9 protein-coding genes are annotated in these 13,708 nt (G+C 65.9%); 4 read left to right on the top strand and 5 right to left on the bottom strand.

What is annotated here, in order from left to right:
• The first annotated feature begins 15 nt into the window (after window positions 1-15).
• Together AC1RMD_RS18605 and AC1RMD_RS18600 are read left to right on the top strand one after the other, a co-directional pair.
• Window positions 16-2,892: a TIM-barrel domain-containing protein gene (locus AC1RMD_RS18605; RefSeq protein WP_492928166.1), complete on the top strand. Its 2,877-nt coding sequence runs from the start codon at window positions 16-18 to the stop codon at window positions 2,890-2,892.
• A gap of 1 nt (window position 2,893) precedes the next feature.
• Complete coding sequence (locus tag AC1RMD_RS18600; protein WP_492928165.1) at window positions 2,894-5,233, top strand: glycoside hydrolase family 95 protein; 2,340 nt, start codon at window positions 2,894-2,896, stop codon at window positions 5,231-5,233.
• On the opposite strand, the gene AC1RMD_RS18595 is transcribed toward AC1RMD_RS18600, so the two are convergent.
• The gene (locus AC1RMD_RS18595; protein ID WP_492928164.1) at window positions 5,222-6,463 is read right to left on the bottom strand and encodes an NADH:flavin oxidoreductase/NADH oxidase family protein; all 1,242 of its coding nucleotides are present in this window, start codon (window positions 6,461-6,463) and stop codon (window positions 5,222-5,224) included. The genes AC1RMD_RS18600 and AC1RMD_RS18595 overlap by 12 nt on opposite strands.
• Window positions 6,464-6,533: 70 nt before the next feature.
• Here AC1RMD_RS18595 and AC1RMD_RS18590 point away from each other — a divergent pair, with 70 nt between their 5' ends.
• Entirely contained in the window at window positions 6,534-6,935 is a 402-nt protein-coding gene (locus AC1RMD_RS18590) for a MerR family transcriptional regulator (RefSeq protein ID WP_492928163.1), read from the top strand.
• 16 nt (window positions 6,936-6,951) lie between these two features.
• On the opposite strand, the gene AC1RMD_RS18585 is transcribed toward AC1RMD_RS18590, so the two are convergent.
• Window positions 6,952-7,731, bottom strand: coding sequence for an alpha/beta fold hydrolase (locus tag AC1RMD_RS18585; RefSeq protein ID WP_492928162.1), 780 nt, complete (start codon window positions 7,729-7,731; stop codon window positions 6,952-6,954).
• A 139-nt stretch (window positions 7,732-7,870) separates the two neighbouring features.
• Here AC1RMD_RS18585 and AC1RMD_RS18580 point away from each other — a divergent pair, with 139 nt between their 5' ends.
• Window positions 7,871-8,713: an alpha/beta hydrolase gene (locus AC1RMD_RS18580; RefSeq protein WP_492928161.1), complete on the top strand. Its 843-nt coding sequence runs from the start codon at window positions 7,871-7,873 to the stop codon at window positions 8,711-8,713.
• Here AC1RMD_RS18580 and AC1RMD_RS18575 read toward each other — a convergent pair.
• The 3 genes from AC1RMD_RS18575 to AC1RMD_RS18565 all read right to left on the bottom strand — a co-directional run bounded on the left by AC1RMD_RS18575 (window position 8,694) and on the right by AC1RMD_RS18565 (window position 13,658).
• Window positions 8,694-10,073 (bottom strand): DUF3422 family protein, encoded by a 1,380-nt coding sequence (locus AC1RMD_RS18575; RefSeq protein ID WP_492928160.1) that lies wholly within the window; start codon window positions 10,071-10,073, stop codon window positions 8,694-8,696. The two genes, AC1RMD_RS18580 and AC1RMD_RS18575, sit on opposite strands and share 20 nt — an antisense overlap.
• A 191-nt stretch (window positions 10,074-10,264) precedes the next feature.
• Window positions 10,265-11,557 carry an ABC transporter substrate-binding protein gene (locus tag AC1RMD_RS18570; RefSeq protein WP_492928159.1) on the bottom strand — a complete coding sequence of 431 codons (1,293 nt, stop codon included), beginning with the start codon at window positions 11,555-11,557 and terminating at the stop codon, window positions 10,265-10,267.
• The gene (locus AC1RMD_RS18565; protein WP_492928158.1) at window positions 11,541-13,658 is read right to left on the bottom strand and encodes a TonB-dependent receptor plug domain-containing protein; all 2,118 of its coding nucleotides are present in this window, start codon (window positions 13,656-13,658) and stop codon (window positions 11,541-11,543) included. The genes AC1RMD_RS18570 and AC1RMD_RS18565 overlap by 17 nt, the downstream gene beginning before the upstream one ends.
• Window positions 13,659-13,708: the final 50 nt, after the last annotated feature.

The raw sequence follows: 13,708 nt of genomic DNA, 5'->3' as shown, positions 1-13,708 counted from the left end.
AAATACGGAGATTAAATGCGATTCAAATCGATAGTGCCGGCGGCGTCCTGTCTGGCGGTGATGGTGTCGGGCCAGGCGTTGGCCGGCACATTTGAGAAAACCGCCACCGGTGTGGTGGTCAAGCCTGATTCCGGCGCGGCGAAGGAAGTGCGGCTAGAAGTCATGGGCGATAACATCATCCATGTGGTGAAGCTCGATCGCTCGGGCAAGGAACTCACGCCATCGCTGATGACGGTGGCGGTTCCTGTTAGCGGTAACTTCAGCGTTGCCCCAGCGGGCAAGGACAAGGTCACGCTGAAGGCGAAAAAGATGTCGGTGGCGGTGTCCTTGGCGACCGGCCAGGTGCAGTTCTTCAACGCGGCCGGCAAGGCCTTCCTGAGCCAGGCGTCGGAGAGCATGGCGCCGGTCGATATCGACGGCAAGCCGTTCATGGCGGTCAAGGAAGGCTTCAACCACGGCACCAAGGACGCCTACTACGGCCTGGGCCAGCACCAGAACGCGCAGATGAACCTGAACGGCGAAGACGTGCTGCTCATGCAGCACAATATGGCGATCGCCGTGCCTTTCGTCGTCTCGGACAAGAACTACGGCGTTTTATGGGATAACAATTCGATCTCGCGCTTCGGCGACGCCAAGCCGTATGGCCCGATGGTGCGCGACCTCAAACTGGTCGACGACCAAGGTAAGGCTGGCGGCCTGACGGCGCGTTACTACGTCGGCGGCAAGCTGGTGCTGACCCGCCACGAGAAGGACATCGCCTACCAGTACCTGAAGGACGTGGCCGAGAACTGGCCGAAGGAATTGGGCGACCTGAAAACGCTGAAAGACGTCAAGGTGGTCTGGGATGCGACGCTGAGCTCCGATAAGCCGGGCGTGCACAAGATGCAGCTGTATTCGTCGGACTATGCGACGCTGACCGTCGACGGCAAGCAGATCATGGACGTATGGCGCCAGGGCTGGAATCCGTGGTATCACAATTTCGAGGTGAAGTTCGAGGCCGGCAAGCCGGTAAAGCTGCACCTGGAGTGGAAGCCGACCGGCGGCATGGTCGCCATCACGCACAACGATCCGCTGCCCGATGCGGAACGCCACTCGCTGACCTTCTCGTCGGAAGTCGCGCAGAGCATCAACTACTACGTCATCAACGGCGACAGCATGGACAAGGTCATCGCCGGCTATCGCCATCTGACCGGCCAGGCGCCGATGATGCCGAAGTGGGCCTACGGCTTCTGGCAATCGCGCCAGCGCTATGAAACCCAGGAACAGCTGCTTGGCGTGCTGCGCGAGTACCGCAAGCAGGGCTGGCCGGTGGATAACATGGTGCAGGACTGGTTCTACTGGCCGCAGGATCAATGGGGCTCGCACGACTTCGACAAGGTTCGCTTCCCGAATCCGAAGGCGATGCTGGACGAGGCTCACAAGGCCCATGCACGGGTCATGATTTCGATCTGGGGCAAGTTCTACTCGAACACGGACAACTACAAGGAGCTTGCGGCCAAGGGCCATATGTGGACCAAGAACGTCGAAGACGGCGCGCTTGACTGGGTAGGCCCCGGCTACAAGAACAGCCACTACGATCCGTACACCAAGGAGGCGCGCGACATCTACTATCGCCAGATGAAGCCGAAGCTGGTCGATATGGGTTTCGACGCCTGGTGGATGGATAACACCGAGCCGGATGTGCTGTCCAATACCCGTCCGGCGGACTTCAAGAAGCTGGTCGGGCCAACCGTGTATGGCGGCGGCGAGATCACCTTCAATCCGTATAGCCTGGTGCATACGGAGGGCTTCTACCAAGGCCTGAAGCGCGACCAGCCGGATACGCGCCAGTTCATCCTGTCGCGCTCCGGCTTCGCAGGCATCCAGCGCAATGCGGTCGCGGTGTGGAGCGGCGATACGGCGAGCCGATGGAACAACCTGTACGACCAGATCTCGGCCGGCGTCAGCATCTCGATGTCGGGTATTCCGAACTGGACGCACGATATCGGCGGCTACGCGCAGGAGGACCGCTACCAGGTCGGCGCGGTCGGTTCGGCGCAGGAGAACCGCGCCACCGGCGCGGCCAAGGGTACCGAGGAAGACATGAAGGAATGGCGCGAGCTGAATCTGCGTTGGTTCCAGTTCGGCGCGTTCTCGCCGCTGTTCCGCTCCCACGGTGAAGTGGTGAAGCGCGAGATCCACGAGATCGCGCCGGAGGGATCGCCGATGCGCGATTCGATGGTCTGGTACGACAAGCTGCGCTATCGCATGATGCCTTATATTTACTCGGCCGCCGCCGACATCCACTACGAATCCGGCGCCATCATGCGCGGGCTGGTGATGGATTTCCCGGGCGACGAAGCGGTCAAGGACATCAAGGACCAGTACCTGTTCGGCCACAACCTGATGGTGGCTCCGGTGTATGTGTACGGTGCGCGTGAGCGCAAGGTCTACATGCCGAAGGGCGCGAACTGGTTCGACTTCTATACCGGCGAAGTGCACAAGGGCGGCAGCACGGCCACGATGAAGGCGCCGGAAACCCGCATGCCATTGCTGGTGAAGGCCGGTACGATACTGCCGATGGGGCCGGTGACGCAGTATGTGGACGAGAAGCCGGATGCGCCGATCACCCTCAACGTCTACACTGGCGCCGACGGGAAGTTCAGCCTGTACGAGGACGATGGCGTGAGCAATGCCTACCTGCGCGGAGAGTTCAGCCGTATCCCGCTGAGCTACAACGACAAGACCGGCGTGGTCACCATCGGCGAACGTGTGGGCCAGTACAAGGGCATGGTTGGCAAGCGCCAGTTCAAGCTGCGCTTCATCAAGGCCGGCGTTTCGAGTTCGGACGATTTCGATGCGTCCGACAAGGTCGTCGCGTATGAAGGAAAGTCGATCACGGTCGGGAAATAAGATGTTTCGAAATCTGTTGTTCGCGGCGTGCCTGCTCGCCGCGCAGCTGTGCGGCGCGGCGGAAGCGCGCGACCTCACGCTGCGATACGACCGGCCCGCGCCCGACACGGCGCAAGGCTGGGAGCAGGAGGCGCTGCCGATCGGGAATGGCCGCATCGGCGCGATGATCTTCGGCCAGCTGGCGCGGGAGCGCGTTCAGTTCAACGACATCACGTTGTGGACCGGCGACGACAAGGCGATGGGCGCCTATCAGCCGTTCGGCGATGTCTATATCAACCTGCCGGGGCATGAGCAGGGGACGACGGCCTACGCGCGGCAGCTGGATATCGGCCAGAGCCTGCACAGCGTCCGTTACACGCATGCCGGCGTCAGGTTCAAGCGCGAGGCCTTCGCCAGCTATCCGGCGCAGGTGATCGCGATGCGCCTGAGCGCGGACAAGCGCGGACAGTACACCGGCTCGATCGAGCTGACCGATATGCACGACGCGCAGATCCAGGCGCTGGGCAACCGCATCGTCGCCACGGGTTCGTTGCGCGGCAAGGGGCAGGCGTCCAGCAATGCGATGGACTACGCCAGCCAGGTGCAGGTGCTGAATGAGGGCGGGGCGATTGCGGTCGATGGCAACCGGATCACTTTCACCGGCTGCGATGCGGTGACGCTGATACTGGGCGCCGGCACCAGCTACGTTCTCGATCCGGTGAAGAAGTTCCAGGGCGAGCATCCGCTGCCGCGCGTGACGGCGCAGGTCGGCGCTGCGGCGCGTCCGTGGGCGGCGCTGCTGGCCGAGCACCAGAAGGATTTCCACGCGCAGTTCAATCGCATGAGCGTGGACTTTGGCGGCGCCGTGCCGGCTCGTCGCGCATTGCCGACCGACCAGCGTATAGCCGTCTACACGGCGGAGGGTAACGATCCCGGTCTGGAGGCGCAGTTCTTCCAGTACGGCCGCTACCTGCTGATCTCCAGCTCGCGCGATTCGCTGCCCGCCAATTTGCAGGGCTTGTGGAACAACAGCCTTACGCCGCCGTGGAATTCTGACTACCACACCAATATAAACATCCAGATGAACTACTGGCCTGCGGAGCCGGCCAACCTGTCGCGGAACGCACTGCCGTTCTTCGCGCTGGTGCAGGGCGTGGCGCCGGTGTATCGCCAGTTGATCGCCGAAACGGCGGCGCAGGCGATCGCCCATCCCGAATCGGTACAGATGGCCAAGCCGGACCTGAGCGGCGTGGCCGTGCAGCGCGAGGAGACTTTCGTTACCAGCGCCGGCAAGCCGGTGCGCGGCTGGACGGTGCGCACCGAATCGAATCCGTTCGGCGCCATGGGCTATGTGTGGAACAAGACCGGCAATGCCTGGTACGCCCAGCACTTCTGGGAACACTATGCGTACACGCAGGACAAGGCCTTCCTGCGCGATGTCGCCTATCCGATGATGAAGGAGGCGGTGCACTTCTGGCAGGACTATCTGAAGCAGCTACCGGATGGCCGCCTGGTGGCGCCGCTGGGCTGGTCGCCGGAGCATGGGCCGATCGAGGATGGCGTCACGTACGACCAGGAGATCGTCTGGGACCTGTTCAACAATACCGTCGAAGCGGCGGATGCGCTGGGCGACGACCAGGCCTTTCGCGCGCAAGTCGCCGCGATGCGGGACAAGCTGGCCGCGCCGCGCGTGGGCAGCTGGGGCCAGTTGCTGGAATGGATGGACGAGAAAAAAGATCCGGTGCTCGATACGCCGGGCGATACGCATCGCCATGTGTCGCATCTGTTCGGGCTCTACCCCGGCCGCCAGATCTCGCCGACGCAAACGCCTGAACTGGCGGCCGCCGCGCGCAAATCGCTGGAAGGGCGCGGCGATGCCGGCACAGGCTGGTCGATGGCGTGGAAGACGGCGTACTGGGCGCGGCTGCTGGACGGCGACCATGCTTACAAAATGCTGCGCGGGCAGCTGGCCAAGCCGGGCGCGCGCGCCGCGCAGCAGAGCGGCAAGGGCAGCGAGGGTAACAACGCCGGCGGCACCTATCCGAACATGCTGGACGCGCATCCGCCGTTCCAGATCGACGGCAATTTTGGCGCGGTCGCGGCGATCTGCGAGATGCTGGTGCAGTCGCAGACCGGGGAAATCCATCTGCTGCCGGCATTGCCGTCGGCGTGGCAGGCCGGTTCGGTCAAGGGCCTGCGCGCACGCGGCGGTTATGAGGTCGACGTGACATGGGCCGGCGGCAAGCTGACTTCGGCCACGATACGCCGCACCGCCGGTTCCGGGCCTGGCAAGGTGCGCTACGGCGGCAAGGTGGCTCCCTTGAACCTGACGGTTGGCGAGAGCCGGCGGCTACGCTTGTAGTTGGCCGGCGGCCGTGAGCCAGGCACGATAGCGCCTGGTCAGCAGCACCAGGCGGAACTGGCCGATGATCATGGTCAGCAGCGGCGAGTAGCGGGGGGCCTGTGTCGTGTCGCCGTTGCCCAGCGCCCGCATGCGGCGTTTGACCAGCGCCATCGAGGCGACCGACGCCATGGTCTTGTCTTTCCACTCCAACGGCGGCGGCAGCGCCGCCGGCTCGCGGCCTGCGCGCCATTGCAGCGGCAGGTCCGGCACGTCGGCCAGTGCGGTCGCGATGCCGGCGACGGCGATGCCGCTGGCCAGCACCTGCTCGGCCACCGCCTTGCGGGCGATGCCGCCGGTGGTCATGACCGGCATGCGCGCAACGGCCGCCAGGTCCTTGGCGAATTCCAGGAAGTAGGCTTCGCGCGCCAGCGTGCGGCCGTCGATGGTGCGGCCCTGCATGGCCGGGCTTTCGTAGCTGCCGCCGGACAGTTCGATCAAGTCCACCGGCAGTTCGTTCAGCAGCAGCACGACCTGCCTGGCGTCGTCTTCGGAGAAGCCGCCGCGCTGGAAGTCGGCCGAATTCAGTTTGATCGATACGCTGAAGCCCGGCGACACGCGTGTCCGCACAGCGCGCACCACCTCCAGCAGCAGGCGGGCGCGGTTGGCCAGGCTGCCGCCCCAGTTGTCGCGGCGGCGGTTGGTCAGCGGCGACAGGAACTGCGAGATCAGGTAGCCGTGCGCGGCGTGGATTTGCACACCGTTGAAGCCCGCCTGTTCGGCGGCGTGCGCGGTGGCGGCGAAGCGGTTGATGACTTCCTCGATCTGCACGGTGCTCATCTCGACCGGCTGCGCAAACAGCTTGCTATGCTTGCCCATGTCCAGCGCCACCGCCGACGGCGCCCAGGCGTTGCCACCCATGTTGGCCATCACCTGGCGGCCCGGGTGGTTAATCTGCATCCACACTTGCGCGCCTTGCTGGCCTGCCGCTTGCGCCCATTGCCGGAACGTTTCCAGCGGCGTGCCTGCTTCCAGCACCACGCCGCCCGGCCCGGTCATCGCGCGGCCGTCGATCATCACGTTGCCGGTGATGATCAGGCCCACGCCGCCCTCGGCCCAGCTTTGGTATAAACGGTTTAGCGCGGGGCCGGGCAACTGGCCCGCGTCGGCCATGTTTTCTTCCATCGCGGCCTTGGCCAGGCGGTTGGGGAGGGTGCTGCCGTTCGGTAGTCTCAGTGCGGTGAACATCATGTCTGGTCCGGGCTCGGTGTAGGAAATGATGTATCCTAAGATTGAAGTTCACTTTAAGGTCAAGCGAAAAATGAAGATAGGCGAGTTGGCGGAGCGCTCGGGCCTTGCGCCGTCGGCGATCCGCTTTTACGAGAAGGCAGGCTTGCTGCCGAAAGCGGCGCGCGGCGCCAACGGCTACCGCGTGTATGCGGAGACGGCGCTGGAGCGCCTGCACCTGATCCAGATCGGCCAGAACCTCGGCTTCACGCTGGAGGCGATCCGCTCGGTGTCGCTGCTCGAAGGCGAGGCTTTCCAGGATGGGCTGCTGCACAACCTCGATGCGCGGCTGGGCGAGATCGAGCAGATGATGCAGACCTTGCGCACCCAGCGCGAATCGCTGCTGGACACGCGGCAGAAGCTTCAGCAGTCCTGGGCGAACAATGAATGCTTGAGCAATGCCGACCTGGCGGCGCGCGGTCCGGCAAAAGCCTAGCCATGCGCGCTCGCTATCAGCCGGTGGTGACTTCGGCGTCGGCCAGGAAGTTGACGATGGCCGGGTTGACCACGGCGCCGTGGGTGATCGGCGCCATGTGGCCGCCGCGCGTTTGCAGCGCGGTGGCGTCGGGCAGGGCGGCGGCCAGCGCTGCGGCCAGCAGGCGGGTCGAGGCCGGGCTGTTGGCGCCGGACATGACCAGCGACGGCATCGTCAGCGCCGACAGGTCGTCCAGCGTGGCCGCTTCGCCCAGCAGCGCCTGGAAGTCCAGCCTTACCTTGGCGATCATGGCGGTCATCTTGTCCTGCGCCGCCGGCGGCGCGGCGTCGAAGGCGCCGGCGCGGTTCCAGTAGTCGATGAAGATGCGGGTGGCGTCGCGGTCCTGCCCCGCGCCACAGGCGTTGATGCGCGCCACCACGGCGACGATCTCGGCGCGCGCCGGATGCCGGGCCGGCAGCAGGTGGAAGGCCACCGGCTCGAACAAGGTCAGCGACAGCACGCGGGCCGGCATGCGGCGCGCCATGTGCAGCGCCGAGGCGCCGCCGAAGGAGTGGCCGATCAGGTGGAAGGCTTCGCCCGGCTCCAGGCGCGAGGCGACGGCGGCGTTGACGGCGTCCACCTCATGCGCCAGCGTGTGGACGTAATCGCCATCGACGTCGGCCGGGAAGGGCGAGGCGCCGTAGCCGAGCAGGTCGACGGCGATGCAGCGGAAATTGCTTTCAAGTTCAGATATCAGGCCGGCCCATTGGGCCTTGGAACTCATGGAGCTGTGCAACAGTACGACGGCTGGTTTCATTTTCGACACGGCAAAAAAACGGAGCGCGTATTATACCGGCTCTTGTGAACCGGACCCGGCAACACCATGTGTGGCCTATACCACGCACGACTTCAATTTTCGTACCGTGGACACGAGGGACGGGAGTAAAGTAGAGAGCATGAACAATTCAAAAAAAGTCGCGGGTTTTGCCGGCCTCGTCAGTGTGCTGTGGATGGGGCTGACGGCCGCGGTGGCGGCCAACCAGAAACGGCTGCTGTTCAATCCGCTTGGCAGCAAGCGCGAAGTGCTCAAGCCTTACAGCAGCGGCCATCGGACGCGGCCCATCGTGGTGCGCTCGAACGACGGCACGCGGCTGGCCGGTTGGCTGATGACGCCGCCGGTGGCGGGGCCGCATCCGGGCGTGATTTATTTCGGCGGCCGCTCGGAGGAAGTGTCCTGGGTCGCGCGCGACGCGGGCAAGCTATTTCCTGGCATGGCGGTGCTGGCGGTGAATTATCGCGGCTATGGCGATTCGCACGGCGATCCGGCGGAGGAGCATTTCGTCGACGACGGCCGCATGTTGTTCGACTGGCTCAGCGAGCGCCATCATGTCGATTCGACACGCATCGCCGTGGTCGGCCGCAGCCTGGGTTCCGGCGTGGCGGTGCAGGTGGCGATGCAGCGCGACGCCAATTCCATCGTGCTGATCACGCCCTACGATTCCATCCTGGCCATCGCCAAGCGCAAGTTCAAGGCGATCCCGGTGGAGTATGTGCTGCGGCATAAATTCGAGTCGGTGAAGTACGCGCACCACCTGAAGGCGCCGACCTATGTGCTGCGCGCCGCCTCCGACGACGTGGTGCCGCATTCGCACACCGACCTGCTGGTCGAGAAGCTGGGGCGGCTGCATGCGGACGAAATCGTCCCCGATTCCGACCACATGAACATCCCCTATCTGGAAGCGACGCAGCAGCGCATCGCCAGCTTCCTGGCCAGCCGCTTCAGCCAGCCGCAATCCTGACCGGCTTGGCGGTCAGCTGCTTGTGCAGCCGGCGCAAGCCCATCCACACGCCGATGAACACCAGCGGCGCCGCCAGTCCGGTCAGGATGTCCGGATTGATGGGGATGTTGCTGGCCTTCATGGCCTTGCCCGCGTAGCCGATCAGGCCCAGCGTGTAGTACGAGATCGCCACCGCCGACAATCCTTCCACCGCCTGTTGCAGGCGCAGCTGCTGCGCCGCGCGCGCGTCCAGCGATTGCAGGATCTTGCGGTTCTGCCGTTCCTGCTCGATGCCGACCCGCGTGCGCAGCAGGTCGTTGCTGCGGGCGATACGCTTGGCCAGCGTTTCCTGCCGCTGCGAAACCGAGGTGCAGGTGTGCATGGCCGGCGCCAGGCGGCGGCCCATGAACTCGGCCAGGGTCGGCATGCCGGCGATGCGCACTTCGCGCAACTCCTGGATGCGCGCCTGCACCAGGCTGAAGTAAGCCTGCGCCGCGGCGAAGCGGTAGCTGTTGTTGACCGATAGCTTTTCCAGCCGCGCCGCCAGGCTGGTGATGCGGTGGAGCAGCGCCTGCTCCTCGCGCGCTTCGTTGGGCGCGCCGTCCGGCTGGTCGCCCTGCACCAGCGTGGCGGTCAGGTCGGCCAGTTCGTTCTCGATGCCGTTCAGCAGCGGCTGGCTGGCTTCCGCTTGCGGCAGGCCGAGCAGCGCCATCATGCGGTAGGTTTCGATTTCCAGCAGGCGGCCGACCAGGCGGCCGGCCTGGAATTCGCGCAGGTTGAGGTCGCGCACCACGAAGCGGCTGAAGCCGTCCGGCTGGATCAGGAAGTCGGTCCACACCTCGGCGCCGCTGCCGACGCTGCTGCCGACCAGCGATTTGCCCTGGAACAGGTCGCGGATGGCGCCCACCGCGCCGCTGTCGTCCGGTTCGCCCTTGCACAGCAGCACATGGGCGGCGACGATGATCTTGCCGTGCAGCCCGGCCAGCCAGTCCTGCGGCACGTGCTGCAGCGGCATGCGCTCGAACGCCTCGCCGCAGGATGTGCCCGGCTCGCCGCGTTCGACGAAGGTGTAGGTGGCGAACTCGGTGTGGCATTCCCACTTCAGGCGGAAACGGTCGAAGTCATGGAAAAAATAGCGCGCCTGCGGCGACGGCGCGGCCACGCCGTAGTGCAGGCACAAGCGCTCCAGAATCTGGTGCTGGCTGCTGCGGTGGAATTTCTGCGACGGCTGGTCCTGCTGCACGTAGAGCGCGAAATGGGTCAGGCTTTCCGGCGCTTGTAGTTGCAGGAAGGGGCGTGAGTGGATTTCCGCCGACAGCGGCACCCGCATCGGATGGTTCAACTTGGCGAAATCGGCATTGGCGCGGTAAGCGAGAGACATGACCTTCCCCGGGATAGTACTGCGATCGGATGTAAAGCAAAGATGTGAAGCAACGCGCATTGTTGCAGTGCAGTATAGCTAGCCCAGCGCACCGGCACAACCATGCATTCCGCATGACTGATATGCGGAACGCTGATGTTACCGGGGAAAAGGTGTGCAAGCGATCACTTTTTGATCGCTGGCGATGCCGCTCAACGGGGCAGGCCGATGATCAGCTGCAGGCTGGCGTCCCAGCTGCGGGCCGCCGTGTCGAGGCGGAACACGGTGAACGGCACTTGGCCGACGATGTCGCCGACGCCGTCCCAGTCGATGTCGGCATAGGCGCCGGCGTAGTCGACCTCCTTGCCGGCCTTGACCAGCGCCAGGGCGGCGCCGATGTTTTCCGGCTTCACTTGGTCGCCCGGCGCGTTCATGACGAAGCGCAGGCTGTCGCGCACCATCAGGCCGGTGGGGCTCTTGCTGTTGTTGACCAGGCCGGCGCGCTCGATGGCCAATGCCATCACCATCGCGATGTCGTAGGTGGGCGCGGTGAAGTCCTGCGGCTCGCTGCCGTACTGGGCCAGGTAGCCGCTGCGGAAGCTTTGATAGGAGCTGTTGCCGTAGGCGCCGATGGTGGCGGCCGAGCCGCGCGCGCCGCCGGTCAGCTTGCCCGGATCGGCCAGGTTGTCGAGGAAGGTCTGGTTGCCGGCGGCGGTGCCGGGCAGCAGCCACATGGCGCCGCTCTGGAACGGCAGCGATTCGTTGAGCACGTTGGCCGAGATGTCGGCCGCCAGGATGCCGTTCAGGATCACGTCCGGCTTGGCGTCGTAGACCTGTTGCAGGTAGCTGGCGAAGCCGCTTTTCAGGCCGAACGGGATGGTCACGGTGGTCACCACTTGCCCGCCCAGCTTCTGGAAGGCAGGCAAGAACAGGTTGGCCAGGCCGGCGCCGAAGGCGTCGCCGGCGTTGATCAGCACCACCGCGCGGCGCTTGCCCGCTTCCCACGCCACCTTGGCCAGCACTGGCGTGGCGTCGACGTCGGAGACGCCGATGCGGTAGATCAGGTCGTTGTCGGCGACGGTGCTCAGGGTAGGCGAGGAACTCGATTCGGTCAGGATGGGCACGCCCTTGGCCAGCGCCAGCGGCAGCAGGTTCAGCACGCGGGTGGAGGTCGAGACGTTGAGCGCGATGACGCCGGCGTCCAGCAGTTGCTGGCCCATGTCCTGCGCCTCGGCGTTGTCGCGCGCGACCAAGGCGATGGCGTTGAGGCGCTTGCCCAGCACGCCGCCGGCGTCGTTGATCTGCTTGGCCGCCAGCAGGAAGGCGTCGCGGGTCGAGGTGCGCCAGCCGACCGAGGCGATGTTGATGGCGGCCGGATCGATCATGGCCTTGATCGGATAGGCCGGCAGCGGCGTGGTGGCGTCGCCGCCGCCACCCCCGCCGCCGCACGACGCCAGCAGCGCCAGGGCGGCGGCGGCCAGCAGGCGGCTAGTAGCGGTATTCATATTGCACTCCATAGCGCCGTCCCAGCGAAGGATAATCGATGCCGCCCACGCCGGGATCGACATAGCGGCTGTTCCACAGGTCGCGCACCTGCAGGCGCAGGCTGGAGCGGGCGTTGATGCTCCAGCGCGCGGCCAGCGTGGTGTCGACATAGCTGGCCAGGTGGTAGGCCTGGTTGGCCAGCAGCACGTTGGAGGTGGCGGCCGGGCGCGGGCCGACGTAGCGGTTGTCCAGGCTCAGCAGCAGCCTTTGTCCCATCAGGCTGGCGCTGGCGCCGGCGTTGGCGCTGTTGGTGGGGAACAGTTCGCCGTCGCTGCGCTGGGCTAGCGGCGCCAGCGTGTAGCGGTTGATGCCGCGGCTGCCGTTGGCGCGGCTCAGGTTGGCGTAGCCGTTGAACCAGTCCTGCTGGTAGCGCAGCTCCAGCTCCATGCCGTTGACCTTGCTGTCGCTGGTGTTGCGCGCCACCAGGTTGAAGAATTCCTGCTCCAGCGTGACCAGCTCGCTGACCTTGGTGTGGTAGACCGTCAGCGCGCCGTTCCAGTGCGGCCGGGGCGGGGTGCTCAGCTGCAGTTCCAGCGTGCGCGACTTTTGCGGCGCCAGCTTGGGGTTGCCCTTGACGTCGCCCGGCTGCACGGCGCTGCGGTACAGCAGCTCGGCCGACGGCGCCTGGAAAGCGGTGCCGCCCAGCACTTTCAAACCCCAGTCGCCCGGCAAGGCGCCGACCACGCCGGCGCGCAGCGATTTCTGGGCGCCGTAGACCGAGTGCCGGTCCTGGCGGCCGCCGAGGATGGCCTGCCATTTGCCGACCAGCGGGAACTGCCATTGCGCGTACAGGCCGGTGTTGCGCAGGGTCTTTTCGCCCGGCTGGCTGAGCTGGAAATTGCTGCCGTCGACCAGGCTGTGGCGGCGGAACGATTCCAGCGTTTCGCGGTCGCGCAGCACGTCGGCCCCCAGCAGAAGGCTGGTCTGTGGGCCGGGCTGCCACAGCCATTCGGCGCTGCCGTCGACCGCCTGGTAGCCGAAGTCGCGCAGCAGGTAGTAGTCGGCGGCGCCGGTGCGCACGATATCGCCGTTGCCCGGCTTGCCCTGGCCGTAGTTGAGGCTGGCGCGCAGCGTGTGCCGCTCGTTGTAGCGGTGGCTGGCCTCCAGGTGCACAAAGCCCTGTTCCAGCACCACGTGGCTGGGCGGGCGCAGCAGCGGATTCAGGCTGGCGAAGACATTGTCGCTGTCCTGCCGCTGCCAGAAGGCGCTGGCCTGCAGCTCGTCGCCGGCGCCGCGCCAGCCTCCGCGCAGGTACAGGCTACGCGGATCGGCGTCGTCCAGCGGGGCCGGGCTGAGGGCGGCGTAGCGTTTGTAGTCGGGCGAGATGCGCGGCAGCGCCAGGCCGCCGCGGTCGGCCTTGGCCGCCTGCACGCCCCAGGCCAGCCAGTACGGCGATGGTGCGCCTTCGGCCGCGCCGAACTGGACGCTGCCGCTGGCCGACAGCAGGTCGGCGCTGCGGCCGCCGCCCGACCATTCGTGGGCCCATGCCAGGCGCTGCTCGGTGCCGTCGCGCCGGGTGATGACGTTGACCGCGCCCAGCAGGGCGTCGGCGCCGTACAGCACCGACACCGGCCCGCGCACGATCTCGATGCGCTCGACCATATTGAGCGGGATGAATTCCAGCCCGGTCAGCTGCTGCTGGGTGCTGCGGAAGGCGATCGGCTGGCCGTCCAGCAGGATCTTGATGGCGCGGCTGGCCGCCTGCGCGCCGGCGTTGATGCCGCGCACGCCGAAGTTGTGATTGAGGCGGTCGTCGCTCTCGACAAAGCCGGCCACGTGGGACAAGGCCTCGGCCAGCGTCTGGTAGCCGTAGCGGGCGATGTCGTCGGCCGTGACCAGCGTGACCACGGCGGGCGTGGCGTACAGCGGGGTGGCGGTTTTGGTGGCGGTCAGCACCTTGACGTTGCGCAGCTGGTCAAGGCTGAGGTCGAACAGCGTGTCGTCGTCGCTGGCGCCGTCGGCGCCGGCGGCGGCCAGGGGCCACAGCAGCGCCGCGCAGGCGGCCGGCAGCAGTGCCAGAAGCAGGCGCGAGGCGCTGCGGTGCTGTGTGCGTTCGCTCAAGAGGATTCCCCTATGCTGCGCTATCTATTTAACAAAGTATTCACCAATTC

Source organism: Duganella sp. GW822-FHT06D06, from assembly GCF_058799615.1.
Note: the sequence above shows the minus strand (reverse complement) of the source record. Positions and strands in the feature narration are given on the sequence as shown.